Origin of the sequence: Cellulomonas sp. Root137, assembly GCF_001426725.1 — a bacterium.
Taxonomy (GTDB): domain Bacteria; phylum Actinomycetota; class Actinomycetes; order Actinomycetales; family Cellulomonadaceae; genus Cellulomonas.
Map to the genome: position 1 here is coordinate 400,658 of NZ_LMFG01000004.1, position 25,456 is coordinate 426,113.

General features: G+C 71.8%; 26 protein-coding genes. 25 read left to right on the forward strand and 1 reads right to left on the reverse strand.

From position 1 onward, the window contains the following. Window positions 1-85 precede the first annotated feature (85 nt). From argS to rho, 6 genes are all read left to right on the forward strand, one after another. The gene (gene argS / locus ASD18_RS19365) at window positions 86-1,768 is read left to right on the forward strand and encodes an arginine--tRNA ligase (RefSeq protein WP_056096268.1); all 1,683 of its coding nucleotides are present in this window, start codon (window positions 86-88) and stop codon (window positions 1,766-1,768) included. Beyond that, entirely contained in the window at window positions 1,765-3,126 is a 1,362-nt protein-coding gene (lysA, locus tag ASD18_RS19370; RefSeq protein WP_056096271.1) for a diaminopimelate decarboxylase, read from the forward strand. Before argS ends, lysA begins: the two co-directional genes overlap by 4 nt. 89 nt (window positions 3,127-3,215) lie before the next feature. Continuing rightward, window positions 3,216-4,538 carry a homoserine dehydrogenase gene (locus ASD18_RS19375; RefSeq protein WP_235522477.1) on the forward strand — a complete coding sequence of 441 codons (1,323 nt, stop codon included), beginning with the start codon at window positions 3,216-3,218 and terminating at the stop codon, window positions 4,536-4,538. After that, window positions 4,538-5,629: a threonine synthase gene (thrC, locus tag ASD18_RS19380; protein ID WP_056096276.1), complete on the forward strand. Its 1,092-nt coding sequence runs from the start codon at window positions 4,538-4,540 to the stop codon at window positions 5,627-5,629. Before ASD18_RS19375 ends, thrC begins: the two co-directional genes overlap by 1 nt. A 9-nt stretch (window positions 5,630-5,638) precedes the next feature. Continuing rightward, a complete protein-coding gene (thrB, locus tag ASD18_RS19385) occupies window positions 5,639-6,568 on the forward strand; it encodes a homoserine kinase (protein ID WP_056096279.1) in 930 nt (309 codons plus the stop codon). A 277-nt stretch (window positions 6,569-6,845) separates the two neighbouring features. After that, entirely contained in the window at window positions 6,846-8,867 is a 2,022-nt protein-coding gene (gene rho, locus ASD18_RS19390; protein ID WP_056096282.1) for a transcription termination factor Rho, read from the forward strand. 154 nt (window positions 8,868-9,021) lie between these two features. Here rho and ASD18_RS19395 read toward each other — a convergent pair whose 3' ends face one another. Further along, window positions 9,022-9,516 (reverse strand): DUF6326 family protein, encoded by a 495-nt coding sequence (locus ASD18_RS19395; protein WP_056096285.1) that lies wholly within the window; start codon window positions 9,514-9,516, stop codon window positions 9,022-9,024. Window positions 9,517-9,679: 163 nt separating this feature from the next. Between ASD18_RS19395 and ASD18_RS19400 the strand changes: the two genes are divergently transcribed. The 19 genes from ASD18_RS19400 to nucS all read left to right on the forward strand — a co-directional run bounded on the left by ASD18_RS19400 (window position 9,680) and on the right by nucS (window position 25,416). Further along, window positions 9,680-10,828: a sensor histidine kinase gene (locus ASD18_RS19400; RefSeq protein ID WP_056096288.1), complete on the forward strand. Its 1,149-nt coding sequence runs from the start codon at window positions 9,680-9,682 to the stop codon at window positions 10,826-10,828. Beyond that, entirely contained in the window at window positions 10,825-11,505 is a 681-nt protein-coding gene (locus ASD18_RS19405; protein WP_056096291.1) for a response regulator transcription factor, read from the forward strand. The genes ASD18_RS19400 and ASD18_RS19405 overlap by 4 nt, the downstream gene beginning before the upstream one ends. Window positions 11,506-11,633: 128 nt before the next feature. After that, window positions 11,634-12,488 (forward strand): PPK2 family polyphosphate kinase, encoded by an 855-nt coding sequence (locus ASD18_RS19410; protein WP_056096294.1) that lies wholly within the window; start codon window positions 11,634-11,636, stop codon window positions 12,486-12,488. 122 nt (window positions 12,489-12,610) lie between these two features. Further along, window positions 12,611-12,826: a 50S ribosomal protein L31 gene (gene rpmE / locus ASD18_RS19415; protein ID WP_056096298.1), complete on the forward strand. Its 216-nt coding sequence runs from the start codon at window positions 12,611-12,613 to the stop codon at window positions 12,824-12,826. A gap of 113 nt (window positions 12,827-12,939) precedes the next feature. Beyond that, window positions 12,940-14,028 (forward strand): peptide chain release factor 1, encoded by a 1,089-nt coding sequence (gene prfA, locus ASD18_RS19420; RefSeq protein WP_056096303.1) that lies wholly within the window; start codon window positions 12,940-12,942, stop codon window positions 14,026-14,028. Next, window positions 14,025-14,912 (forward strand): peptide chain release factor N(5)-glutamine methyltransferase, encoded by an 888-nt coding sequence (gene prmC, locus ASD18_RS19425; protein ID WP_056096306.1) that lies wholly within the window; start codon window positions 14,025-14,027, stop codon window positions 14,910-14,912. The genes prfA and prmC overlap by 4 nt, the downstream gene beginning before the upstream one ends. Next, window positions 14,909-15,559, forward strand: coding sequence for an L-threonylcarbamoyladenylate synthase (locus tag ASD18_RS19430; RefSeq protein WP_056096309.1), 651 nt, complete (start codon window positions 14,909-14,911; stop codon window positions 15,557-15,559). Before prmC ends, ASD18_RS19430 begins: the two co-directional genes overlap by 4 nt. Beyond that, window positions 15,556-16,680: a glycosyltransferase family 4 protein gene (locus ASD18_RS19435; RefSeq protein WP_056096312.1), complete on the forward strand. Its 1,125-nt coding sequence runs from the start codon at window positions 15,556-15,558 to the stop codon at window positions 16,678-16,680. The genes ASD18_RS19430 and ASD18_RS19435 overlap by 4 nt, the downstream gene beginning before the upstream one ends. A gap of 2 nt (window positions 16,681-16,682) precedes the next feature. Next, window positions 16,683-17,120 carry a hypothetical protein gene (locus ASD18_RS19440; protein ID WP_082574324.1) on the forward strand — a complete coding sequence of 146 codons (438 nt, stop codon included), beginning with the start codon at window positions 16,683-16,685 and terminating at the stop codon, window positions 17,118-17,120. Between the two features lie 278 nt (window positions 17,121-17,398). Next, entirely contained in the window at window positions 17,399-18,079 is a 681-nt protein-coding gene (gene atpB, locus ASD18_RS19445) for a F0F1 ATP synthase subunit A (RefSeq protein WP_369817326.1), read from the forward strand. Between the two features lie 87 nt (window positions 18,080-18,166). Beyond that, window positions 18,167-18,373 carry an ATP synthase F0 subunit C gene (atpE, locus tag ASD18_RS19450; RefSeq protein ID WP_056096321.1) on the forward strand — a complete coding sequence of 69 codons (207 nt, stop codon included), beginning with the start codon at window positions 18,167-18,169 and terminating at the stop codon, window positions 18,371-18,373. Continuing rightward, window positions 18,370-18,963 (forward strand): F0F1 ATP synthase subunit B, encoded by a 594-nt coding sequence (locus ASD18_RS19455; RefSeq protein WP_369817323.1) that lies wholly within the window; start codon window positions 18,370-18,372, stop codon window positions 18,961-18,963. The genes atpE and ASD18_RS19455 overlap by 4 nt, the downstream gene beginning before the upstream one ends. Further along, the gene (locus tag ASD18_RS19460; RefSeq protein ID WP_056096324.1) at window positions 18,963-19,775 is read left to right on the forward strand and encodes a F0F1 ATP synthase subunit delta; all 813 of its coding nucleotides are present in this window, start codon (window positions 18,963-18,965) and stop codon (window positions 19,773-19,775) included. Before ASD18_RS19455 ends, ASD18_RS19460 begins: the two co-directional genes overlap by 1 nt. A gap of 81 nt (window positions 19,776-19,856) precedes the next feature. Next, the gene (atpA, locus tag ASD18_RS19465) at window positions 19,857-21,485 is read left to right on the forward strand and encodes a F0F1 ATP synthase subunit alpha (protein ID WP_056096328.1); all 1,629 of its coding nucleotides are present in this window, start codon (window positions 19,857-19,859) and stop codon (window positions 21,483-21,485) included. Window position 21,486: 1 nt separating this feature from the next. Next, window positions 21,487-22,380, forward strand: coding sequence for a F0F1 ATP synthase subunit gamma (locus ASD18_RS19470; RefSeq protein WP_056096331.1), 894 nt, complete (start codon window positions 21,487-21,489; stop codon window positions 22,378-22,380). 35 nt (window positions 22,381-22,415) lie between these two features. After that, on the forward strand, window positions 22,416-23,903 hold the full coding sequence (gene atpD / locus ASD18_RS19475) for a F0F1 ATP synthase subunit beta (RefSeq protein ID WP_056096334.1): 1,488 nt from the start codon (window positions 22,416-22,418) through the stop codon (window positions 23,901-23,903). 79 nt (window positions 23,904-23,982) lie between these two features. After that, on the forward strand, window positions 23,983-24,276 hold the full coding sequence (locus tag ASD18_RS19480) for a F0F1 ATP synthase subunit epsilon (protein ID WP_056096337.1): 294 nt from the start codon (window positions 23,983-23,985) through the stop codon (window positions 24,274-24,276). Window positions 24,277-24,289: 13 nt separating this feature from the next. Then, window positions 24,290-24,697, forward strand: coding sequence for a DUF2550 family protein (locus tag ASD18_RS19485; RefSeq protein ID WP_056096339.1), 408 nt, complete (start codon window positions 24,290-24,292; stop codon window positions 24,695-24,697). A 23-nt stretch (window positions 24,698-24,720) separates the two neighbouring features. Continuing rightward, window positions 24,721-25,416 carry an endonuclease NucS gene (gene nucS / locus ASD18_RS19490; RefSeq protein WP_056096343.1) on the forward strand — a complete coding sequence of 232 codons (696 nt, stop codon included), beginning with the start codon at window positions 24,721-24,723 and terminating at the stop codon, window positions 25,414-25,416. The last annotated feature ends 40 nt before the right edge of the window (window positions 25,417-25,456 follow it).

A 25,456-nucleotide genomic window follows, 5' to 3' on the forward strand; every position in this document is an offset into this window, starting at 1 on the left:
GCCGGCGCCATACCTCCAGCGGATGATCTGCGGGATGCCCGTTCCCGCTGCATGAGGGCTCTGTCCGGCTCGGTACCCTTCTCCGGTGACCCCCGCTCAGCTCTCCGAGGCCCTCCGGGCCGCCCTCGTGCACGCCGTCGACGACGGCACGTTCGCCCTCGACCCCGCCGCGATCCCCGCGACGGTGCACCTCGAGCGACCGCGGCAGCGCGAGCACGGCGACTGGGCCACCAACGTGGCGATGCAGCTGGCCAAGAAGGCCGGCACCAACCCGCGCGCGTTCGCCGAGGAGCTGGCCCGCCGGCTGGCGTCCACCGAGGGGGTCTCCGCCGTCGAGGTGGCCGGCCCCGGCTTCCTCAACATCCGGCTCGACGCGGCCGCGGCCGGCGAGCTGGCCCGGTCCGTCGTGGCGCAGGGCACGCAGTACGGGCAGAACGAGACGCTGGCGGGCGTCGCGCTCAACCTCGAGTTCGTGTCCGCCAACCCGACGGGTCCGCTGCACATCGGCGGCGTGCGCTGGGCGGCTGTCGGCGACAGCCTCGCGCGGGTGCTGCAGGCCTCCGGCGCGGCGGTGACGCGGGAGTACTACTTCAACGACCACGGCGCGCAGATCGACCGCTTCTCGCGCTCGCTGCTGGCCCGCGCCCTCGGCCAGGACGCACCCGAGGACGGCTACGGCGGCGCCTACATCACGGAGATCGCCGAGCAGGTGGTGGCCGACGCGCTCGCCGCGGGGGAGCCCGACCCGCGCACGCTGCCGACGGACGACGCCAACGAGGCCTTCCGGGCACGCGGCGTGGAGCTGATGTTCGCCGAGATCCGGCAGTCCCTGGAGAGCTTCGGCGTCGAGTTCGACGTGTACTTCCACGAGGACTCGCTGCACGAGTCGGGTGCCGTCGACCACGCGATCGCCCGCCTGCGCGAGCTCGGCCACATCTTCGAGGCGGACGGTGCCACCTGGCTGCGCACCACGACCTTCGGCGACGACCGGGACCGCGTGGTCATCCGGTCCAACGGCGAGGCCGCCTACATCGCGGGCGACATCGCGTACTACCTGGACAAGCGCGAGCGCGGCTTCGACCGGGTCGTCATCATGCTCGGCGCGGACCACCACGGGTACATCGGCCGGATGATGGCGATCTGCGCGGCGTTCGGGGACACCCCGGGCGTGAACCTGGAGATCCTCATCGGGCAGCTGGTCAACCTGGTGAAGAACGGCGCCCCGGTGCGGATGAGCAAGCGCGCCGGCACGGTGGTCACCATCGACGACCTGGTCGACGCGGTCGGCGTGGACGCGGCCCGGTACGCGCTGGCCCGCTCGTCGGCCGACTCGATGATCGACCTGGACCTCGACCTGCTGACGCGGGCGACCAACGAGAACCCCGTGTTCTACGTCCAGTACGCGGCGGCGCGCACGTTCCGCGTGGGGGTCAACGCCGCGGAGGCGGGCGTCCGCCGCGAGGACGGCTTCGACGCGTCGCTCCTCGACCACGAGAGCGAGTCGGTCCTCATCGGCCGGATCGCCGAGTTCCCGCGCGTGGTCGCCCAGGCGGCCGACCTGCGTGAGCCGCACCGCATCGCCCGGTACCTCGAGGAGCTCGCCGGCAGCTACCACAGGTGGTACGACGAGAAGCACCGCGTGGTCCCGTTCGGCGACGAGCCGGTCAGCGACGCGCACCGCACTCGCCTGTGGCTCAACGACGCCACCCGCCAGGTGCTGGCCAACGGGCTGGGGCTGCTCGGGGTCACCGCCCCGGAGCGGATGTGACCACCTTCATCCCCGGCGAGCCCTGGTCCACCGGGGTCGCGCGGGCGGCCGACGGCTCGGTCACGGTCGGGGGTGTCGGCGTGCGCACGCTCGCCGCGCAGCACGGCACCCCGGCCTACGTCCTCGACGAGGCGGACCTGCGGGCACGTGCCCGCGGCTACCGGCGCGCGTTCGAGACCGCGTTCGCGGAGATCGGTGCCGGCATCGACGTGTACTACGCGGGCAAGGCGTTCCTGTCCGTGGCGGTCGCGCGCTGGGTGCACGAGGAGGGCCTGCGCGTGGACACCGCGACGGGCGGCGAGCTGGCGGTGGCGCTGCGCGCGGGGGTCCCCGGCGCGCACCTCGGGCTGCACGGCAACAACAAGTCGGACGCGGAGATCGCGCGGGCGCTGGACGCGGGGGTCGGCCGGATCATCGTCGACTCGCTGGTGGAGATCGACCGGGTGGCCGACGCGGTCGCCGCCCGCGGGGGAGCGCCGGCGCCGGTGATGGTGCGCGTGACCACCGGGGTGCACGCGGGCGGCCACGAGTACATCTCGACGGCGCACGAGGACCAGAAGTTCGGCCTCTCGATCGCGTCGCCCGACGGGGACAGCCCGGCCATGCAGGGCCTCCTGAAGGTGCTGGCACGCCCGGAGCTGCGACTGCTGGGCCTCCACTCGCACATCGGCTCGCAGATCCTGGACCCCTCGGGGTTCGAGGTGGCGGCACGCGCGGTGCTGACCCTGCGGGCCCGGCTGGCCGAGCGGACGGGCGTGCTCGTCGACGAGGTCGACCTCGGCGGCGGCTACGGCATCGCGTACCTGCCCGGGGAGGTCGCCCTCGACCCGGACCGGATCGCCAAGGACATCGCGGGCTCCGTCGAGGCGTCCAACGCCGAGCTCGGCACCCCGCTGCCGCGGTTCTCCATCGAGCCGGGCCGCGCGATCGTCGGCCCTGCGGGTCTGACCCTCTACACGGTGGGCACGGTCAAGCCGGTCCGGCTCGACGACGGCCGCACCCGCACCTACGTGTCGGTCGACGGCGGGATGAGCGACAACCTCCGGCCGGCCCTGTACGGCGCGCGGTACCACGCGGAGGTCGTCGGCCGGCGGGGGAGTCTCGAGACGGTGCTGGCGCGGGTCGTCGGCAAGCACTGCGAGAGCGGCGACATCGTGGTGCACGAGGTGCAGCTCCCCGCCGACATCCGCGCGGGCGACCTGCTCGCCGTCGCGGCGACCGGTGCCTACGGCCGCTCGATGGCGTCCAACTACAACCACGTCCCGCGCCCGCCGGTGGTCGCCGTGGCGAAGGGGACCAGCCGCGTGCTGGTGCGCCGCGAGACCGAGGACGACCTCCTCGGGCTCGACCTCGGCTGAGCCGCCCACCGGTCGGACCTGCGGTCCGGGCGTCGGGACGCACCCCTATCCTGGGGGCGCTCTCGACCCATCCGACTGGAGGCCGTCCCGTGCCCTCGCCCGTGCCCGCCCATCCGCCCCTGCGCGTCGCCGTCCTCGGGTGCGGTGTCGTCGGCACGGAGGTGGTGCGGCTGCTCACGACGCAGGCGTCGGACCTGGCATCTCGCGTGGGCGCGCCCCTCGAGCTGGTCGGGGTCGCGGTGCGCGACGTCGAGGTCGCGCGTGACCCGGTGGTCGACCGCGCCCTGCTGACCGCCGACGCGGAGTCGCTCGTCGAGCGCGCCGACGTGGTGGTCGAGGTCATGGGCGGCATCGAGCCCGCGCGAAGCCTGCTGCTGCGGGCCATCGCCGGCGGCGCGTCCGTCGTGACCGCCAACAAGGCGCTGCTGGCCCAGGACGGACCCACGCTCTACGCGGCGGCCGACGAGGCCGGTGTGGACCTGTACTTCGAGGCGGCTGTCGCCGGAGCGATCCCGATCGTCCGCCCGGTGCGCGAGTCGCTCGCGGGTGACCGCGTGACGCGCGTGCTCGGCATCGTCAACGGCACCACCAACTACGTGCTCGACAAGATGGCCTCCGAGGGCCTCGACCTGGACCAGGCGGTCAAGGAGGCCCAGGCGCTCGGCTACGCGGAGGCGGACCCGACCGCCGACGTCGAGGGGTACGACGCCGCCGCGAAGGCCGCGATCCTCGCCTCGCTCGCGTTCCACACCCGCGTCTCCATCGACGACGTGTCCCGCGAGGGCATCACGTCGCTGACCGCCGACGACGTCCTGTGGGCCGAGCGCACCGGCTACGTGCTCAAGCTCCTCGCGATCGCCGAGCGCGGCACCGCCGACGGGGTCGACGGCGTGCAGGTCCGCGTGCACCCCGCGCTGGTGCCCGTCAGCCACCCGCTCGCCGGGGTCCGGGGCGCCTACAACGCGGTCTTCGTCGAGGCCGAGGCCGCGGGCGAGCTCATGTTCTACGGCCGCGGCGCCGGCGGCGAGCCCACGGCGTCCGCGGTGCTCGGGGACGTCGTCTCGGTCGCCCGCCACCGGGTGCTCGGCGGCAAGGGCCCGATCGAGTCGCGCTACGCCGAGCTGCCGGTCCTGCCCGCCGCCGCGGCGCGCACCCGCTACCAGGTGCGACTCGAGGTGGCCGACCGCCCGGGCGTGCTCGCGCAGGTGGCCACCGTCCTGGCCTCGCACGACGTGTCGATCGAGGCAGTGCGGCAGTCGCCGGCCTCCGAGACGCCCGAGGCCGACTTCGCGCGCCTGGTGATCACCACGCACGCCGCCCCCGAGCACGCGCTGCGCAGCACGGTCGACGCCATCGCCGGCCTCGACGTCGTGCGTCGTGTCGTGTCCGTCCTGCGAGTCGAGGGAGCCTGATGGCCCACCAGTGGCGCGGCGTCATCGCCGAGTACGCCGACCGCCTGCCCGCGCACGTCCAGGAGCGCATCATCACGCTGGGGGAGGGCGGCACGCCGCTCGTCCCCTCGCCGACGCTCTCGCAGCGCACCGGCGCCGAGGTGTTCATCAAGGTCGAGGGCATGAACCCGACCGGGTCGTTCAAGGACCGCGGCATGACGACCGCGATGTCCGCTGCCGCCGGCCGGGGCGCCAAGGCGGTCGTGTGCGCGTCGACCGGCAACACGTCCGCGTCGGCGGCGGCCTACGCCACCCGCGCGGGCATGGTCTGCGCGGTGCTGGTGCCGGACGGCAAGATCGCCATGGGCAAGCTCAGCCAGGCGATCGCCCACGGAGCCACGCTGCTGCAGGTCGACGGCAACTTCGACGACTGCCTGATCGCCGCCCGCAAGCTCGCCGAGGCGTACCCGGTCGAGCTGGTGAACTCGGTGAACCCCGACCGCATCGAGGGCCAGAAGACGGGAGCGTTCGAGATCGTCGACGCCCTCGGGGACGCTCCTGACATCCACGTGCTCCCGGTCGGCAACGCCGGCAACATCACCGCGTACTGGAAGGGCTACCGCGAGTACGCGGGGCTCGACGCCGGCGCCGCGCACACCGCGGTCGCCTCGCGCACCCCGATCATGTGGGGCTTCCAGGCCGCCGGCGCCGCGCCCATCGTCAAGGGCCACCCGATCGACCAGCCCGAGACCATCGCCACGGCCATCCGGATCGGCAACCCGGCGTCCTGGCGGCAGGCCGAGGAGGCGCGGGACGTGTCCGGCGGGCTCATCGAGGCCGTCACCGACGAGCAGATCCTCGCCGCGCACCGCGTGCTCTCCGCCGAGGTCGGCATCTTCGTGGAGCCCGCCTCGGCGTCCGGCGTGGCGGGTCTGCTCATGCTCAGCGAGCAGGGTCGCGTCCCCGCCGGGGCGCGCATCGTCATCACGGTCACGGGACACGGCCTCAAGGACCCGCAGTGGGCGCTGCGCACACCGGACGGCAGCGACGTCGTCCCGGTGCGCATCTCGTCCGACGTGGTGTCCATCGCCACCGCCCTCGGCCTGGACTGAGGCCCCGCGATGCGCCTGGGTGCGGACCACGTCCGCGTCCGCGTCCCCGCCACCAGCGCCAACCTCGGTCCCGGTTTCGACGCGTTCGGCATCGCCCTCGGGCTGTACGACGAGCTCGAGGTCCGGGCGCTCGGCTCACCGGGCGTCAAGGTCGAGGTCACCGGCGAGGGTGCCGGTCAGGTGCCCGACGACGAGCAGCACCTGGTGGTCAGCTCGCTGCGGGCCGCCCTCGATCTCGTCGGTGCCTCGCAGGCGGGGCTGCATCTGGTCTGCCACAACCGCATCCCGCACGGCCGCGGGCTCGGCTCGTCCGCCGGGGCGGTCGTCGCGGGGATCGTCGCCGCCCGCGGGCTGATCGCGGAGCCGGGCGCCCTGTCCGACGACGTGGCGATCGACCTCGCCGCGCAGATCGAGGGGCACCCCGACAACGCGGCTCCGGCGGTGCTCGGCGGCGCGACGCTCGCGTGGCGCGACGGCCGGTTCCGCGCCATCGGCCTCGCGGTCCACGACGACCTGGCGCTGCTCGCGATCGTGCCGCCGAACCACCTGTCCACCAAGGCCGCCCGGGGCGTGCTGCCGGCGACCGTGCCGCACACGGATGCCGCGTTCCAGGCGGGCCGGGCCGCGCTGCTGGTCGAGGCGCTCGGGCGGCGTCCGGACCTGCTGCTCACCGCGACGCAGGACCGGCTGCACCAGGAGTACCGGCGTGCCGTGATGCCCGGCTCGCTCGCGCTCGTCGACGTGCTCCGGGCGCAGGGCGTGGCCGCGGTGGTGTCCGGCGCCGGGCCGACCGTGCTCGTGCTCGCGCGGCGCACGGGGACCGGGACGACCGACGCGGACGACGCCGTGAGCGCCGCGTTCGGCGGCGCCATGGGGGGCTGGCAGATCCTGCCGCTCCCCGTGGATCGCACCGGCGCGACCGTCCAGCGCGTGATCTGACGGGTGAAGTACACGCCGGTTGTTCACTCGGTCTGGTGGCGGTTCCGACAGTGATAGCATCGAAACGTTCCCTGGATCTCGTCCTCTGGTAACCCGTCGCACGTGACCGGTCGCCGCAGAATGAGTAGACGACCCGAGAACGATCCAGCCCACCGTGCGCAGACGTCGTCGTACGCAGCGCGTGTGTGGCTCCAGCACCGTCCAGGTCACCTCGACCGGACGTCGGCCGATCCCCGAACCATCGGGTCCCGGCCACTGACGAGGGGAAGGGTCCTTCGTGACAGACATCATCGAGCCCGCCGTGAGCAACTCCGGCGGGTCCGCCCGCAGCGCCGGCATCTCGGCGCTCCGCCTGCCCGAGCTGCAGGCCATGGCGTCCCAGCTGGGCGTCAAGGGCACGTCCAAGATGCGCAAGGGCGACCTCGTCCAGGCCATCGCGGACGCTCGTGGCGGCTCGCGCCCGCAGGCGCTCGAGCCGCGCCGTGACGTCAGCCGTGAGCAGAGCACGGCCGTGGCCGAGGAGCCGACGCGCAGCGCACGCGCACCCCGGACCGAGGCCCCCCAGCTCGACCTCGGCGGCGACACCGCCCCGGCACAGCAGGACCGCGGGAGCAGGGCACCCCGCGGTGACGCGCTCGCCGGCCTCGAGGCCGCGCTGGACGCCAAGCTCGCGCCGGTCGAGCAGCGGGACGACCGTGCCGCGCGTGCGGCCGACGCCGTCGGCGTGGTGACCGGTGAGCGGCGCTCGCGCCGGGCCGGCCGTGGAGCGGGCGCGCCGCAGGGCGACGAGGCCGACCGCGCGCCGAGCAACGGCCAGCAGGCCGACCGCCAGCAGGCCGACCGTGCGCAGCCGGACCGCCAGCAGACGGACCGCCAGCAGGGGGAGCGCCAGCAGGGCACCCAGCAGCGCGACGCCGCCCAGCGGGACGGCCGCCAGCAGGCGGGGAACGCGCCGCAGGCCGCCCCGCAGCAGGGCACCCAGCAGCGTCGCGAGGACGAGGACGGTCTCGACGAGCGCGGCGGCCGCCGCCGTCGCTCGCGCGACCGCTACCGCGACCGTGACCGTGACCGCAAGGGCCGCGGCACCCGTGGCCGTCCCGGTGCGGGCGAGCTCGCGGGCCTCGACGACATCGAGGTCAGCGAGGACGACGTCCTCCTGCCCGTCGCGGGCATCCTCGACCTGATGGACAGCTACGCGTTCGTCCGCACCACGGGCTACCTGCCCAGCGCGAACGACGTGTACGTGTCCCTCAACCAGGTCAAGCGGTACGGCCTGCGCCGCGGCGACGCGGTGACCGGCGCCGTGCGCCAGCCGCGCGAGGGCGAGCAGCCGCCGGCGCAGGGCAACCGGCCCAGCAAGTTCAACGCGCTGGTCCGCCTCGACTCGGTCAACGGCCTGGAGCCCGACGGCGCCCGCGTGCGCCCCGAGTTCAACAAGCTGACGCCGCTCTACCCGCAGGAGCGCCTGCGCCTGGAGAGCGAGCAGGGCAAGCTGTCGCCGCGCGTGATCGACATCGTCGCGCCCATCGGCAAGGGCCAGCGCGGCCTCATCGTCGCGCCCCCCAAGGCGGGCAAGACGATCATCATGCAGCAGATCGCCAACGCCATCACGACCAACAACCCCGAGGTCCACCTCATGGTCGTGCTCGTCGACGAGCGCCCCGAAGAGGTCACGGACATGGAGCGGACGGTCAAGGGTGAGGTCATCGCCTCGACCTTCGACCGCCCCGCCTCCGACCACACGATCGTCGCCGAGCTCGCCATCGAGCGCGCCAAGCGGCTGGTCGAGCTGGGTCAAGACGTCGTCGTGCTGCTCGACTCGCTCACGCGTCTGTCACGCGCCTACAACCTGGCCGCCCCGGCGTCCGGGCGGATCCTCTCGGGTGGTGTCGACGCCTCGGCGCTGTACCCGCCCAAGCGGTTCTTCGGTGCGGCCCGCAACATCGAGCACGGCGGCTCGCTGACCATCCTCGCCTCGGCGCTGGTGGAGACCGGTTCCAAGATGGACGAGGTCATCTTCGAGGAGTTCAAGGGCACCGGGAACATGGAGCTCCGGCTCTCCCGCGGCCTGGCCGACAAGCGCATCTTCCCGGCGGTCGACGTCAACGCGTCGGGCACCCGCCGCGAGGAGATCCTCATGCCGCACGACGAGCTGAAGATCATCTACAAGCTCCGCCGCGTGATGGGCGCGCTCGACCAGACGCAGGCCATCGAGCTGCTCATCGGCAAGCTCAAGGAGACCAGGTCGAACGTCGAGTTCCTGCTCCAGGTGCAGAAGACGACCCCCGGCAACGACTGACCGTCCCGCGTCGTGCCGACGGCCCCGCCTCCCGTGCCGGAGGCGGGGCCGTCGCGTTCGAGAAGGAGACTGCGGTGCACCGCGTGGAGTACTCGGACGTGCGGGAGCGTGGGCGACGTCCGCCGCGAGAGACGACCGGGCACGCGGAAGGCAGTCACGCGTGAAGCTGCGTCTGACGAGGCTCCTTGTGCGCGCTGGCTGCCGTGATCACCGGCGATGCGGCGCTGCGGGGCCAGGTCCAGGCCAGCCGAAGGATCACGGCGAGCAGGACCACCTCCAGGACGACGGCGAGCCCGTAGTAGTACGTCCAGGACTCGCCCACCGCGTTGAACATCGCGAAAGGGACCTGGACCGATGCCACGACGAGGTTCGTGATCCGGCTCGCGCGGGCCGGCAGCATGGCGGACAGCACCACCATCAGGATCGGGATGGCCATGAGGATGAGGAATGCGGTCAATAACGTCTGGGTGATGTCGAACTCGAAGACGACGCCGACCAGGATGTCGTCGACCTTGCCGGGCACGAAGAAGCCCAGGATGTCCACGTAGGCGTACAGGAACATGAAGCTCGTCCACGCTGCGACGAGTTTCGCTCTCACGGGCAGGCGCGAGTCGTCCAGCGTGGTCGTGGTGTCTTGGCGAGTGCTCATCTGGGTGCTCCGTCGTCTGGGTGAGGTGTGGCTCCTTCACCATCGCGGACCCTCGTGCTGGGCACACCAGCCTCAGAGCCTGACCCGGACTGGCCGTTCGCTCAGTGGCCCTCTTGTGCTTTCGGCTGATTCGCCGCTCACCTCGCATCTCTAGGCTGACCGGATGGTCACCAACGTCCTGCGCGTGCTGTGGGCCGAACCTCGACCGGCGAACCCTCCCGCCCGGGTCTCCCGGGACTGGGCGCTCATCGCCGTGCTGACGGTCTGGTCCGTGGCCGAGGCGGCGCTCCGTGACGTCCTGGCCCCGCTCCCGCTGGTGCTCCTCGCCGTGCTCGCGGTCGTGGCGCCCCTGCTCTGGCGACGCACTCACCCGCTCGGGGCGGTCGTGGTCTCCTTCGGCACGTTGACGATGGTCGACGCGGTGAGGATCTTCTCGGGCTCGGAAGGCGGTCTGCTGGCGAGCACCTCGGCGGCGCTGGTCCTGGCCTACTCCCTGTTCCGGTGGGGAGCTGGTCGCGAGGCGGTGATCGGCCTCGGAGTCATCCTTGTCTGGCTGGCCGTCACCAACGTGGCAGACCCGACCAGCCTGGCGGATGCGGTGGGCGCCTACGCCTTCTTCTTGTTCTCCGCGGCGCTCGGCGCTGCCATCCGCTACCACGCGAGCGCCCGCATCCGCGACATCGACGAAGCCAAGGCCCGCGAGCGCGAGCAGATCGCTCGCGAGCTCCACGACACCGTTGCGCACCACGTCTCCGGCATCGCCATCCAGGCTCAGGCGGGACGTGCCGTAGCTGCCTCGGACCCCGAGCGTGCCGTCGAAGCCCTGGTCATCATCGAGGACGCCGCCACCCAGACGCTCCTCGAGATGCGCACCATGGTGGGCGTCCTGCGCGCCCCGCAGGATGCGGAGTTCGCGCCGCAGCCCGGGGTGGCCGACCTCGAGCGGCTGACCGGCGGTCTCGAGGCGCGTCCTCACGTCCAGGTGACGCTCTCCGGGGAGCTCAAGGACCTCAGCCCGGCCGTCGGGGCCGCGATCTACCGCCTGGCCCAGGAGTCGGTCACGAACGCTCGCAGGCACGCCCGCCACGCGACGCGGGTCACCGTGGTTGTCGTCGGTGACGCCGAGGGCGTGCTGCTGACCGTCGACGACGACGGTGCGCCCAGCACGGCCGACGGGGGCACCGCGGGATACGGCCTCGTGGGAATGCAGGAACGCACCACACTGCTCGGCGGGACGTTCTACGCAGGCCCGACCGCCGACCGTGGCTGGCGGGTCCGAGCAACGCTGCCCCGCACCGGGACCGCACGATGAGCATCCGGGTACTGATCGCCGACGACCAGCACATCGTCCGCACCGGTCTGACGATGCTGCTCGACGCCCAACCCGACATCGAGGTGGTCGGCGCGGCCGCTGACGGCCGCGAGGCAGTGCACCTGGCGCTCCAGCTCCGCCCGGACGTCGGCCTGTTCGACGTCCGGATGCCGCTGATGGACGGCATCGAAGCCACCCGTCACCTTGCCGGGCCCCACGTCACCGACCCTCTGCCCATCGTGGTGATCACCACCTTCGATCTCGACGAGTACGTCCACGAGGCACTCAAGGCCGGCGCCCGCGGGTTCTTGCTCAAGGACGCCGGACCCGCGCTGCTGACCCAGGCGATCCGCGCCGCGGCTGACGGGGATGCGCTCATCGCACCCAGCGTGACCGTCCGCCTGCTCGCGGTGTTCGCGCACTCACAGACCGGACCTGCACGGCAGCCCCTCGAGCCGCTCACGGCCCGTGAGGAGGAGGTGCTGATCCCGGTGGCGCAGGGCCGCACCAACGACGAGATCGCGACCGAGCTGTACATCAGCACGAGCACCGTGAAGGCCCACCTGGCCAGCCTCATGAGGAAGCTCGGCGCCCGCAACCGCGTGGAGCTCGCCATGTGGGCTCATGCGAGCCGCCGCATCCAGGACTCGGAGAGTGGTGGTCTCTCTGGGCCTTGAGACGACCCCCGGCCCCGACTGACCCGCTGACGGACGACCACGGCCCCGCCCTCCGCACGGAGGCGGGGCCGTCGTCGTCCCGCTACCGTGCACTCGTCCGCACTGGCGCGAGTCCGGGGAGTCGTTCGATGGCGAAGTCGTGGAGCACACCACCCCGGGAGGCCCTCCGGGTCCGGTCCGGGTTCGACCTGGCCACGGCCGACCTGGCCGCGACCCCCGGCTGGGAGCACGGCGAGGCGGCGGCCGAGAAGCGGCTCCTGAAGGACGGGGAGCACCTCAGCGAGGAGCAGGAGCGGCTGTTCGCGGACGGCCGCTCGGGCGGGACGCGCTCGGTCCTGCTGGTGCTGCAGGGGATGGACACCTCGGGCAAGGGCGGGATCGTGCGGCACGTCCTGGGCATGGTGGACCCGCAGGGGGTGCAGCTGCGCTCGTTCGGGGTGCCGACCGAGAAGGAGCGGTCGCAGCACTACCTCCAGCGGATCCGTGAGGCGCTGCCGGCGCCCGGGCGCATCGGGGTGTTCGACCGGTCGCACTACGAGGACGTGCTGGTGGTCCGCGTCAACGAGCTGGTGCCGCAGGAGGTCTGGGAGCCGCGGTACGACGAGATCAACGCGTTCGAGCGCGAGGTCGTCGACGCCGGGACCGCGATCGTCAAGGTGGCCCTGCTCGTCTCGCCGCAGGAGCAGAAGGCCCGGCTGCGCGAGCGGCTGGAGCGCCCCGACAAGTACTGGAAGTTCAACCCGGGCGACATCGACGAGCGCGCGAAGTGGCCCCTCTACCAAGAGGCGTACCGCGCGGTCCTGGACCGGACGAACACCGAGCACGCGCCCTGGTACGCGGTGCCGGCGGACAACAAGTGGTACGCGCAGCTGGCAGTCGGACGGCTGCTGCGGGACACGCTCGAGGACCTGCACCTGGAGTGGCCGGCGGCGGACTTCGACATCGAGGCCGAGAAGGCGCGGCTGGACGCGCAGACGCTCTGAGCGCTCCGGCGGGATGATTTCGGGCCTCGTCGCTGTTCTGGCACAATGGTTCGCTGGTCTGCGGTTCACCGGCGCCAGTCGCGCGTCCGGACCCGGAGACACCCACCCAAGGAGATAGTTCTGTGAAGGCTGACATCCACCCCGAGTACGTCCTGACCGAGGTCACCTGCACCTGTGGCAGCACCTTCGTCACGCGCTCGACGGTCACCAGCGGCAAGATCCACGCCGACGTCTGCAGCGCCTGCCACCCGTTCTACACGGGCAAGCAGAAGATCCTCGACACCGGCGGCCGCGTGGCCCGGTTCGAGGCGCGGTACGGCAAGAAGGCCGCCAACTAGCAACCCCGCAGCGCCGGTGCCCGGCGCGGACGACCGCCCTCCATGGCGGTGTCCGCGTGGGCACCGGCGCTGTGTCGTTGTCGGAGCCGATCGATCCACCTGAGGGACACCGCATGAGCGAGGCATTCGCCGCCGCCGAACCGCTGCTCGCCGAGCACGCGCAGATCGAGGCGCAGCTGGCCGACCCCGCCGTGCACGCGGACGCCGCGCACGCGCGCAAGCTGGGCCGCCGGTACGCCGAGCTGGGCCGGGTCGCGCAGGCCTACACGGCCTGGAAGGCCGCGTCCGACGACGCCGAGGCCGCCGCCGAGCTGGCCGAGGTCGACGAGAGCTTCGCCGCCGAGCTGCCGAGCCTCCAGCAGGCCGCCGACGCCGCGTCCGCCCGGCTGCGCGAGGTGCTCATCCCGCGCGACCCCGACGACTCCCGCGACGTCATCCTCGAGGTCAAGGCGGGGGAGGGCGGCGAGGAGTCGGCGCTGTTCGCCGCCGACCTGCTGCGGATGTACACCCGGTACGCCGAGAAGATGGGCTGGGCGACGCAGCTGCTGGGCGCCACCGAGTCGGACCTGGGCGGCTACAAGGACGCGCAGCTGGCCATCAAGGCGCGCGGCACGGTGGCGCCCGAGGACGGCGTCTGGGCGCACCTGAAGTACGAGGGCGGTGTGCACCGCGTCCAGCGGGTGCCCGTCACGGAGTCGCAGGGCCGGATCCACACCTCTGCCGCGGGCGTCCTGGTGTTCCCCGAGGCCGAGGACGAGGCCGAGGTGGCGATCGACGCCAACGACCTGCGCATCGACGTCTACCGGTCGTCGGGCCCCGGGGGGCAGTCGGTCAACACCACCGACTCCGCCGTCCGCATCACGCACCTGCCGACGGGGATCGTCGTGTCGATGCAGAACGAGAAGTCGCAGCTGCAGAACCGCGAGGCCGGCATGCGCGTGCTGCGCGCCCGCATCCTGGCCGCCCGGCAGGAGGAGGCCGCCGCCGCCGCGAGCGTGGCCCGCCGGTCCCAGGTGCGCACCGTCGACCGCTCGGAGCGCATCCGGACGTACAACTTCCCGGAGAACCGGATCGCCGACCACCGCACGGGGTACAAGGCCTACAACCTCGACGCGGTGCTCGGCGGGGAGCTGGCGCCGGTCGTGCAGTCCGCGATCGACGCCGACGAGGCAGCGCGGCTGGCCGCGGCGGGGGAGGCATGACCGCCCCGGACCTGCGCGCGCTGGTGGAGGGGGCGACGAGCATCCTCCTCGACGCCGGCGTGCCCTCGCCGCGCCACGACGCCACCGCGCTGGCCGCCCACGTGCTGGGCCTGGACCGGCTCGAGCTGGTTCTTCCGCCGCCGGTGCCGGACGGGTTCGCGGAGCAGTTCGCCGAGCTGGTCGAGCGGCGACGGAAGCGTGAGCCGCTGCAGCACCTCGTCGGCACCACGGGCTTCCGGTACCTGACCCTCCTGGTCGAGCCCGGGGTGTTCGTCCCGCGGCCCGAGACCGAGGTGGTGGCGCAGGTGGCGATCGACGAGGCCGCGCGGCTGACCGACCCGCTCGTCGTGGACCTGTGCTGCGGCGCCGGGGGGATCGCGCTGTCCGTCGCGACCGAGGTCCGCGCCGCCCGCGTGGTGGCCGTCGACCTGTCGCCGGAGGCCGTGGACCTGACCCGGCGCAACGCCGTCGCGGTCGGCGCGGACGTCCGGGTCGAGCACGGCGACGTCGCCGACCCGACGCTGCTGAGCGAGCTCGACGGCACGGTCGACGTCCTCGTCGCCAACCCGCCGTACATCCCGCCCGACGCCGAACCGGTGGACCCCGAGGTGCGCGACCACGACCCCGACCTCGCCCTGTACGGCGGTGGCCTGGACGGGCTGGACGTCCCGCGCGAGGTCCTGCGCGCCGCCGCTCGCCTGCTCGTCCCCGGCGGCCTCCTCGTGATGGAGCACGCCGAGGTGCAGGACGCCGCCGCTCGCGAGGCGGCCCTGGCCACGAGGGCGTTCGTCGACGTGGAGTCCCGTCCGGACCTGACCGGTCGGCCGCGGATGCTCGTCGCTCGGCGAGCCGCTCAGCCGCACGTGACAGACTCGGCGCCGTGAACGACCGGATCACCCCCGCGAGCGACCCGACCACCTGGGGCCCGGCGCTCGACGAGGCGGTCAACGTCCTGTCCCGCGGGGGCCTCGTCGTGCTGCCGACGGACACCGTCTACGGGATCGCCGCCGACGCCTTCACCCCGCCCGCCGTCCAGGCGCTCCTCGACGCCAAGGGCCGTGGCCGGCAGATGCCGCCGCCCGTGCTGATCCCCGACGTGCGCACGCTCGACGGCCTGGCCACGGACGTGCCGGTGGGTGCCCGCGCGCTGGCCGAGGTGTTCTGGCCTGGCGGTCTCACCCTCATCGTCCGCGCGCAGCCGTCGCTCGCGTGGGACCTGGGGGAGACGCGCGGCACCGTCGCGCTCCGGGTGCCGGACCACGAGACCGCGCTGGCCCTGCTGCGCCGCACCGGCCCGCTGGCGGTCTCCAGTGCCAACACGACCGGATCGCCCGCCGCCGTCACCGCGCAGGCCGCGTACGACCAGCTCGGCGACTCCGTGGCCGTCTACCTGGACGCGGGCGACGCGCCCGGCCAGGTGGCGTCGAGCATCGTCGACGCCACGGGAGCCACGCTGCGGCTCGTGCGCGTCGGCGCCCTGAGTCTCGAGCAGCTGAACGAGGTCACCCCGGTCGAGGGGCCCACCGCGTGAGGGTCTACCTGCTCGCGCTGCTGATCGCCGCCACGGTGGCCTACCTCATGACCCCGCTGGCCCGCTGGTGCGCGCTGCGCTGGGGGGCGATCACCGCGGTCCGGGACCGGGACGTGCACGCCATCCCGACGCCCCGGCTGGGCGGCATGGCGATGTTCGCGGGGATGCTCGTCGCGATCCTCATGGTCAGCTCGCTGCCCTTCCTCTCGGGGGTCTACGACAACATCCGGCCCCTGGTCGGCATCATGGGCGGCGCCGCGATCGTGTGCGCGCTCGGGATCGCCGACGACATCTGGGACCTCGACTGGCTCACCAAGCTCATGGGCCAGGTGCTGGCCGGCGGGTTCCTCGCGTGGCAGGGCGTGCTGCTCTACCAGCTGCCTACGGCGGGCATGCCGATCCTCGGGTCCACCCGGATGGCCACGTTCCTCACGGTGCTCACCGTCGTCATCGCCATGAACGCGGTGAACTTCGTCGACGGGCTCGACGGGCTCGCCGCGGGGGTGCTCGCGATCGGCGGCACCGCGTTCTTCCTCTACGCCTACCTGCTCACCGCCGGCGCCAACCCCGGCGCCTACGCCAACGCCAACCTGGCGGCCCTGGTGCTCGCTGTGCTCGTCGGTGCGTGCGTGGGGTTCCTGCCGCACAACGTGTACCCGGCGCGCATCTTCATGGGCGACTCGGGCGCCATGGTGCTCGGGTTCGTGTTCAGCGCCGCGGCCATCATCATCACCGGCCAGATCGACCCGGAGCAGGTGCTCGTGCGCCAGCGGTTCCCGGCCTTCCTGCCGATGCTCCTGCCGTTCGCGGTGCTCCTGCTCCCGCTGCTCGACATGGGGCTCGCGATCGTGCGCCGGGTCGGCGCCGGCAAGTCCCCGTTCCACCCCGACCGCATGCACCTGCACCACCGCATGCTCCAGCTCGGCCACTCGCACCGCCGCGCCGTCGCGATCATGTACGTCTGGACGGCGGTGTTCGCCTTCGGGGTCGCCGCCCTGGTCCGGTGGGAGACGACCGTCGTGCTCATCACGTTCGGCGTGGCCGTCGTCGTCGCCACCCTGCTGACGCTCGGACCGCTGCGCGGCCGGGCCGCCACCCCGCCCTTGGAGGCTCCGCTGTGACCGTGCCCGCCCCGACACCGCCCACGCCCCCCACGCCTCCCGCGGCGTCCACGGTCGTCCTGCGCCAGGCCCTGCGCGACATGCTCGTGCTCCTGGGGGTCCTCACGGTGGTCGGCGTCGGCGTCGGCTACCTGGTCGACGGCATGGCCGGGGTCTGGGGCGCGCTCCTCGGGGTGGGCATCGCGCTGATCTTCTCGGGGACGACGGTGGTCTCGGTCCTGAAGACCGTGAACTCGGAGCCGACGATGATGATGGCCGTCATCATGGGTGCCTGGCTGGCCAAGCTGATCGTCGTGATCATCGTGATGGTGATCCTGCGGCAGTTCGACTTCTACAACCCGATGGTGCTCTTCCTGGTGTCCGTCGTCGGCGTCATCGGGTCGGCCGTCCTGGACGCGCGAGCGGTGCAGCGCGGACGGGTCGGGTACTTCGAGTCCTGACTCCGGCGAGGCTCGCAGGAGCCTCTTGCAGGTCAGGGGAGGGCGCCCGCATGGGTTAGGCTTCCCCCATCCATGACGGCCCGGCGCCGTGCTCGTGCCCGCACTGATGCGGCACTCGGCGCACACGACCACAGGAGACCGCCCTGTTCAGCCTTGCGACGATCCTGCCGCTCGCCGCGGAAGACGGCGAGGCCGAGTTCCATGGCCCCACGATCGCCGACTTCTTCCCGCCTGCCATCTTCTTCGAGGGCACCCCGTTCGAGATCAACCGGATCATCCTGGTCCGGTTCGTCGCGGCCATCGCGATCCTCCTGATCTTCGTCATCGGCGCCCGCCGCGCCAAGCTCGTCCCGGGACGCTTCCAGAGCCTCCTGGAGATGGGCCTCGACTTCTGCCGGAACGCGATCGCCATCGAGATCCTCGGCGAGAAGGACGGCAAGAAGTACGCCTCGGTCATCACGACGATCTTCTTCGCGGTCCTCTTCTTCAACATCACCGGCGTGGTCCCGTTCCTCAACATCGCGGGAACCTCGGTGATCGGCATGCCGATCGTCCTCGCGCTGTGGGTGTACGTCCTGTACCTGTCGGAGGGCGTCAAGAAGTTCGGCGTCGGCGGCTACCTCAAGCACAGCCTGTTCCCCCCGGGTGTGCCGAAGCCGATCTACATCCTCCTCACGCCGGTCGAGATCCTGCAGGTCTTCATCCTGCGGCCCGCGACGCTGGTCATCCGGCTCCTGGCCAACATGATGGCCGGCCACCTGCTGCTCGCCCTGTGCTTCGCGGCCACCTCGTTCCTGTTCTTCGAGGCGTCGGGCGCGCTCCGGGGCTTCGGCGCCGTCACCTTCGTCGCCGGCTTCGGCTTCCTGCTGTTCGAGGTCTTCGTGGCAGCCCTGCAGGCGTACGTGTTCGCGATCCTCACGGCTGTCTACCTGCAGATGTCCGTCACCGAAGAGCACTGACCGACCGTCTCGACGCGGCGGGCTGATCCCCGGACCGTCGCCCCCCTCGGACGCGCCGCGCGGCGCGCAGATGAAAGGAACCACCCAGTGGAAATCACCGGACTCGCCCTCATCGGCTACGGCATCGCCACGATCGGCCCGGGCATCGGCCTCGGCTTCATGATCGGCAAGACGATCGAGGGCATGGCGCGCCAGCCCGAGATGGCCGGCCAGCTGCGCTCCACCATGTTCGTCGGCCTGGCCTTCATCGAGATCCTCGCCCTCCTGGCCATCGTCACCCCGTTCTTCCTGTGATCACCGCGCCGCTCGTCGCTGCCGCGCACAGCGCGGTGGTGGCTGCCGAGGAAGTCGAGGAGGTCAACCCCCTCCTCCCGCACACCTACGACCTCATCTGGTCGTCGGTGATCGTGGCGATCATCGCTGTCGTGTTCATCAAGTACGTGCTGCCGAAGTTCCAGGTGGTCCTCGACGAGCGCGCGGAGAAGATCGAGGGCGGGCTCAAGCACGCCGAGACCGCCCAGGCCGAGGCCGCCGAGCTGCGCGCGGAGTACGAGCAGCAGCTCGCCGACGCACGCACCGAGGCAGCACGCATCAAGGAGGCCGCCCGCGCCGAGGGCGGTGCCATCGTCACGGAGCTGAAGGCCAAGGCGACCGCCGAGGCCGCGCGCACGCTCGAGACGGCCCAGCGCCAGATCGAGGCCGAGCGTCAGCAGGCGGCGGTGTCGCTGCGCAACGACGTCGGGGCGCTCGCCACCGAGCTGGCCTCCAAGATCGTCGGCGAGTCCCTCGAGGACACCGCCCGTCAGTCGCGGGTGGTCGACAGGTTCCTCTCCGAGCTCGAGGCGTCGACGACTGCGACCACGAGCGCCGGCAAGGAGAACTGATGCGCGGCACGAGCCTGGCGTCGCTCCGCGCGGCACAGCTCCGGTTCGAGCCGGTGCTGGCGGCGGCGGGCGCCGAGGCGATCACCCTCGGCGAGCAGCTGTTCGCCGTCGTCGACGCCCTGGACTCCTCGGGCTCGCTGCGGCGCACCTTGTCCGACCCCGCGGTCGAGGGCGGCGCCAAGGCGGGGCTGGTGGCGGGCGTGCTCGGCCGGCTCGACCCCCGCGTCGTCGACGTGGTGTCCGGGCTCGTGCAGGAACGCTGGTCCTCGGCCGACGACCTCATCGAGGCCGTCGAGCACCTGGGCTTCGACGCCGTGCTGGCGTCGGCGCAGGCCGGCAACGAGCTCGTGCGGGTCGAGGACGAGCTGTTCCGCATCACGCGGTCGCTCGTCGGCCAGCGCGAGGTGCGTCAGGCGCTGTTCGACCCGCGGGTCCCCGGCGACAAGCGGGCGGTCCTCGCGGAGAACCTCCTGCGCGGCAAGGTGGCCGACGCCACCCTCGCGGTGGCCAAGCGGGCTGCTGCCGCACCCCGCGGTCGGCGCTTCGTCGCGACGCTCGGCCTCGTCGGCGATCTCGCCGCCGCACGGCGCGAGCGCCTCGTGGCGGCTGTGACCTCGGGCAGCGAGCTCTCGCAGGCGCAGCTGGACCGCCTCGGCGGCATCCTGCAGCAGGCCTACGGGCAGGAGCTGCAGCTGAACGTGACCGTGGACCCCGAGATCCTCGGGGGACTGCGCATCCAGGTGGGCGCGGACGTGGTCGACTCGACCGTGCTCGCCAGGCTCGCCGACGCACGACGACGACTTGCCAGCTGAGTATCGGCCCCAGGCCGGCCCATTGAACGACGTGCACGAACGTACGACCGCCCGACCGGCGGTCACGACAGGAGAAGAGCAATGGCTGAGCTGACGATCCGGCCGGACGAGATCCGGGCCGCGCTGGACAGCTTCGTGAAGTCCTACGAGCCGACCGGCGTCGCCTCCGAAGAGGTCGGTCGGGTCACCCTGACCGCCGACGGCATCGCGCAGGTCGAGGGTCTCCCGGGCGCGATGGCGAACGAGCTGCTGCGGTTCGAGGACGGCACGCTCGGCCTGGCGCTCAACCTCGACGTCCGCGAGATCGGCGTCGTCGTCCTGGGTGAGTTCACGGGCATCGAGGAGGGCCAGGAGGTCCGCCGCACGGGCGAGGTTCTCTCGGTCCCGATCGGTGACGGCTACCTCGGCCGAGTGGTCGACCCGCTGGGCACGCCGATCGACGGCCTGGGCGAGCTGGAGACCGAGGGCCGCCGCGCCCTCGAGCTGCAGGCCCCGGGCGTCATGGCGCGCAAGAGCGTCGACGAGCCGCTGCAGACCGGCCTCAAGGCCATCGACGCGATGATCCCGATCGGCCGTGGCCAGCGCCAGCTGATCATCGGTGACCGCCAGACGGGCAAGACGGCGATCGCGATCGACACGATCATCAACCAGAAGGCCAACTGGGAGTCGGGCGACGAGACCAAGCAGGTCCGCTGCATCTACGTCGCCATCGGTCAGAAGGGCTCCACCATCGCCGCCATCCGCGGCGCCCTGGAGGAGGCCGGCGCGCTCGAGTACACGACCATCGTCGCGGCCCCCGCGTCGGACCCGGCCGGCTTCAAGTACCTCGCGCCCTACACCGGCTCGGCCATCGGCCAGCACTGGATGTACCAGGGCAAGCACGTCCTCATCGTGTTCGACGACCTGTCCAAGCAGGCCGAGGCCTACCGTGCCGTGTCGCTGCTCCTGCGCCGCCCGCCGGGCCGCGAGGCGTACCCCGGTGACGTGTTCTACCTGCACTCCCGTCTGCTCGAGCGTTGTGCCAAGCTCTCGGACGAGCTGGGCGGCGGCTCGATGACGGGCCTGCCGGTCATCGAGACCAAGGCCAACGACGTGTCGGCCTACATCCCGACCAACGTCATCTCCATCACGGACGGTCAGATCTTCCTGCAGTCCGACCTGTTCAACGCGGACCAGCGCCCGGCCGTCGACGTCGGCATCTCGGTGTCCCGCGTCGGTGGTGCCGCGCAGGTCAAGGCCATGAAGAAGGTCTCCGGCACGCTGAAGCTGGACCTCGCGCAGTTCCGGTCCCTCGAGGCGTTCGCGATGTTCGCGTCCGACCTCGACGCCGCCTCGCGCGCCCAGCTGACCCGTGGCGCCCGTCTCATGGAGCTGCTCAAGCAGGCGCAGTACACGCCGTACCCGGTCGAGGACCAGGTCGCGTCGATCTGGGCCGGCACCAAGGGCAAGCTGGACGACGTCCCGATCGCCGACGTGCGCCGGTTCGAGACCGAGCTGCTCGACCACCTGCGTCGCAACACGGACGTCCTGTCGACCATCGCGTCGTCGGGCAAGCTCGAGGACGACACCGAGAAGGCTCTCGGGGACGCGATCGACGAGTTCCGCAACGGCTTCCTGGTGGGCGACGGAACGACGCTGGTCGGCTCGTCCGACGACGGCGCCGAGGTCGAGATCGAGCAGGAGCAGATCGTCCGGCAGAAGAAGGGCTGACGTGGCAGGTCAGCAGCGCGTCTACCGGCAGCGGATCCGGTCGACAGAGTCGCTGAAGAAGATCTTCCGTGCGATGGAGCTCATCGCTGCCTCGCGCATCGGCAAGGCGCGGGACCGGGTGACGGCGGCGACGCCCTACTCCCGGGCGCTGACCCGTGCGGTGTCGGCCGTGGCCACGCACTCGAACGTGACGCACCCGCTCGTGACCGAGCGGAGCGACACCAACCGGGTCGCGGTCCTGGTCGTCACGTCCGACCGCGGCATGGCGGGCGCCTACTCGGCCAGCGCGATCCGGGAGGCCGAGCGCCTCATCGGTCGCCTGACCGAGGCGGGCAAGGAGCCGGTCGTGTACGCGACCGGACGCCGGGCCGTCTCGTACTACTCGTTCCGCGGGCGCGAGCTCGCGGGTGAGTGGACGGGGAACTCGGACGCGCCGTCGGTCGAGGTCGCCGCCGAGATCGCCGACACGCTGCTGGCGGCGTTCGAGGCGCCGGCGGACCAGGGTGGCGTCTCCGAGCTGCACGTCGTGTTCACGCACTTCCGGAACATGGTGTCGCAGACCCCTCGGGTCATCCGGCTGCTGCCGCTCGAGATCGTCGAGGGCGTCGAGGCGCGCGACGAGAACGAGATCCCGCCCCTGTACGAGTTCGAGCCGTCCCCGGAAGCCGTGCTCGACGCGCTGCTGCCGATGTACGTGCGCAGCCGCATCTACACCTGCCTCCTGCAGGCGGCGGCCTCCGAGCTCGCCGCGCGGCAGCGCGCGATGCACACCGCGACCGAGAACGCCGAGGACCTGGTGCGCATGTACACCCGGCTCGCCAACCAGGCCCGCCAGGCCGAGATCACCCAAGAGATCAGCGAGATCGTGTCGGGCGCCGACGCGCTCGCCTCCTGACGACTACGTCCCCACAGACGAACCGGAGAAACACCATGACTGCTACCACCACCGAAGCTGCCGTCGAGCACGCGTCGGGTCCTGGCGTGGGTCGGGTCGCGCGGGTCATCGGCCCCGTCGTCGACATCGAGTTCCCGTCCGACCAGATCCCCGAGATCTACAACGCGCTCAAGGTCGACATCGACCTGTCGGCGCAGGGCGAGGGCGAGGCCGCGGGCGTCACGACGATGACGCTCGAGGTCGCGCAGCACCTCGGCGACTCGCTCATCCGCGCCATCGCGCTCAAGCCGACCGACGGCCTGGTCCGCGGCGCGCTCGTGCGCGACACCGGCGAGGCGATCAGCGTGCCCGTCGGCGACATCACCAAGGGTCACGTCTTCAACGTCATCGGCGAGGTGCTGAACCTCAAGGAGGGCGAGAAGCTCGAGATCACCGAGCGCTGGCCCATCCACCGCAAGCCCCCGGCCTTCGACCAGCTCGAGAGCAAGACCGAGATGTTCGAGACCGGCATCAAGGTCATCGACCTGCTGACGCCGTACGTGCTCGGCGGGAAGATCGGTCTGTTCGGTGGTGCAGGCGTCGGCAAGACGGTCCTCATCCAGGAGATGATCCAGCGCGTCGCCCTCAACCACGGTGGTGTGTCGGTGTTCGCCGGTGTCGGCGAGCGCACCCGTGAGGGCAACGACCTCATCGTCGAGATGGAGGAGGCCGGCGTCTTCGACAAGACGGCGCTCGTCTTCGGCCAGATGGACGAGCCGCCGGGCACGCGTCTGCGCGTCGCCCTGTCGGCCCTGACGATGGCGGAGTACTTCCGCGACGTGCAGAAGCAGGACGTGCTGCTCTTCATCGACAACATCTTCCGGTTCACGCAGGCCGGCTCCGAGGTGTCGACGCTGCTCGGCCGCATGCCGTCTGCCGTCGGCTACCAGCCGAACCTCGCCGACGAGATGGGCCTCCTGCAGGAGCGCATCACCTCGACGCGTGGTCACTCCATCACCTCGCTGCAGGCGATCTACGTGCCCGCCGACGACTACACCGACCCCGCACCGGCCACGACGTTCGCCCACCTCGACGCGACGACGGCACTGTCGCGCGAGATCGCGTCGCGCGGTCTGTACCCGGCCGTGGACCCGCTGACGTCGACCAGCCGCATCCTCGACCCCCGCTACGTCGGCCAGGCGCACTACGACGCCGCGACGCGCGTGAAGTCGATCCTCCAGCGCAACAAGGAACTCCAGGACATCATCGCGATCCTCGGTGTCGACGAGCTGTCGGAGGAGGACAAGACGGTCGTCGCACGCGCCCGTCGCATCCAGCAGTTCCTCTCGCAGAACACGTACATGGCCGAGAAGTTCACCGGCGTCGTCGGCTCGACGGTCCCGCTCACGGAGACGGTCGAGGCCTTCGGCAAGATCGCCGACGGCGAGTTCGACCACATCGCCGAGCAGGCGTTCTTCAACATCGGTGGCCTCGAGGACCTCGAGCGCAACTGGGCCCGCATCCAGAAGGACTACGGCGTCTGACCTGGTCAGACCCACGCAGGGGCGCCCGCTCGGCGCCCCTGCGTACCCGTAGTCCCGCACAACATCGAAGGAGGGTCCCGTGGCAGAGATCGAGGTCGAGATCGTCGCGACCGCCGGCAAGCTGTGGTCCGGCACGGCCTACATGGTGTCCGCCAAGGCCGGCGACGGCGAGATCGGCATCCTGGCCGGTCACGAGCCCGTGCTGTCCGTGCTGCAGCCCGGTGAGCTCCGCGTGTTCCCGTCGCAGGGTGCCGAGCCCAAGCGCTGGCAGGTCGAGGGCGGGTTCCTCTCCTTCGACTCCGACCACCTGACCATCGTCGCCGACAACGTCGTGGAGGGCGCACGCCCCGCGACCTCGCCGGCCACGCACTGAGGGCGCCGGGACGGTGAGCGGACACGGCGTCGCACTCGCGTGTGTTGCCGTCGTCCTGCTGCTCGCCGTCGCCTTCGTCTGGGCCTCGCGGGTCCACACGCTCAACCGCCGGGTCGGGTCGTTCCCGTGCTCGCTCGGCCGCACCGCCCAGGGGCCGTGGTCCTCGGGGGTCGCCCAGTACGGGGCTGACCGCCTCTACTGGTGGCGCTACCGCTCTCTCTCGGCGCGACCCCGTGCCCGCTGGCAGCGCGTCGGCCTCACGGTCGTGGAGCGCAGCGAGCGGCACGGCGGCCAGGTCCTGGTGACCTGTCGGCCGGGCTCGGCCGTCGAGCCGGTCCACCTGCTGATGAGCGCCGAGGCCTACGCCGGCCTCACGTCATGGATCGAGGCCACGCCGTCGCGCGTGGGCTCGGTCATCTGACTCCCACACCCGGAAGCGAGCTCATGCGCCTCGTCGTCGCGTCCTGCTCCGCTCGGTACAGCGGTCGCCTGAACGCCCACCTGCCCCTGGCCACGCGCCTGCTCGTCGTGAAGGCCGACGGCAGCGTGCTGCTGCACTCGGACGGCGGCTCGTACAAGCCGCTGAACTGGATGAGCCCGCCGTGCACGCTCGCGGTCTCCGAGCCGTCCGAGGAGGCGCGCGCCGCCGGAGTCACGGCCGTCTGGACCGTCCAGCACCAGAAGTCGGACGACCGCCTCGAGATCGACCTGTACGGAGTGCAGCACGACTCCGCGCACGAGCTGGGCGTGGACCCCGGTCTGGTGAAGGACGGCGTCGAGGCCCACCTGCAGGAGCTGCTGGCCGCGCAGATCCTGTTGCTCGGCACGGGGCACACGCTGGTCCGTCGCGAGTACCCGACGGCCATCGGACCGGTCGACATCCTGGCCAAGGACCCGGCCGGCGGCACCGTCGCCGTCGAGATCAAGCGCCGCGGGGACATCGACGGCGTGGAGCAGCTGACCCGGTACCTGGAGCTCCTCAACCGTGACCCGCACCTGGCGCCGGTGCGCGGGGTGTTCGCCGCGCAGGAGATCAAGCCGCAGGCCCGCGTGCTGGCCACCGACCGGGGCATCGGCTGCCTCGTGCTCGACTACGACGCCATGCGCGGGGTCGACGACAGCGGATCACGCCTCTTCTAGCTCGACCACGTCACACCGCCAGCCTCTTGAACGCGTTCAG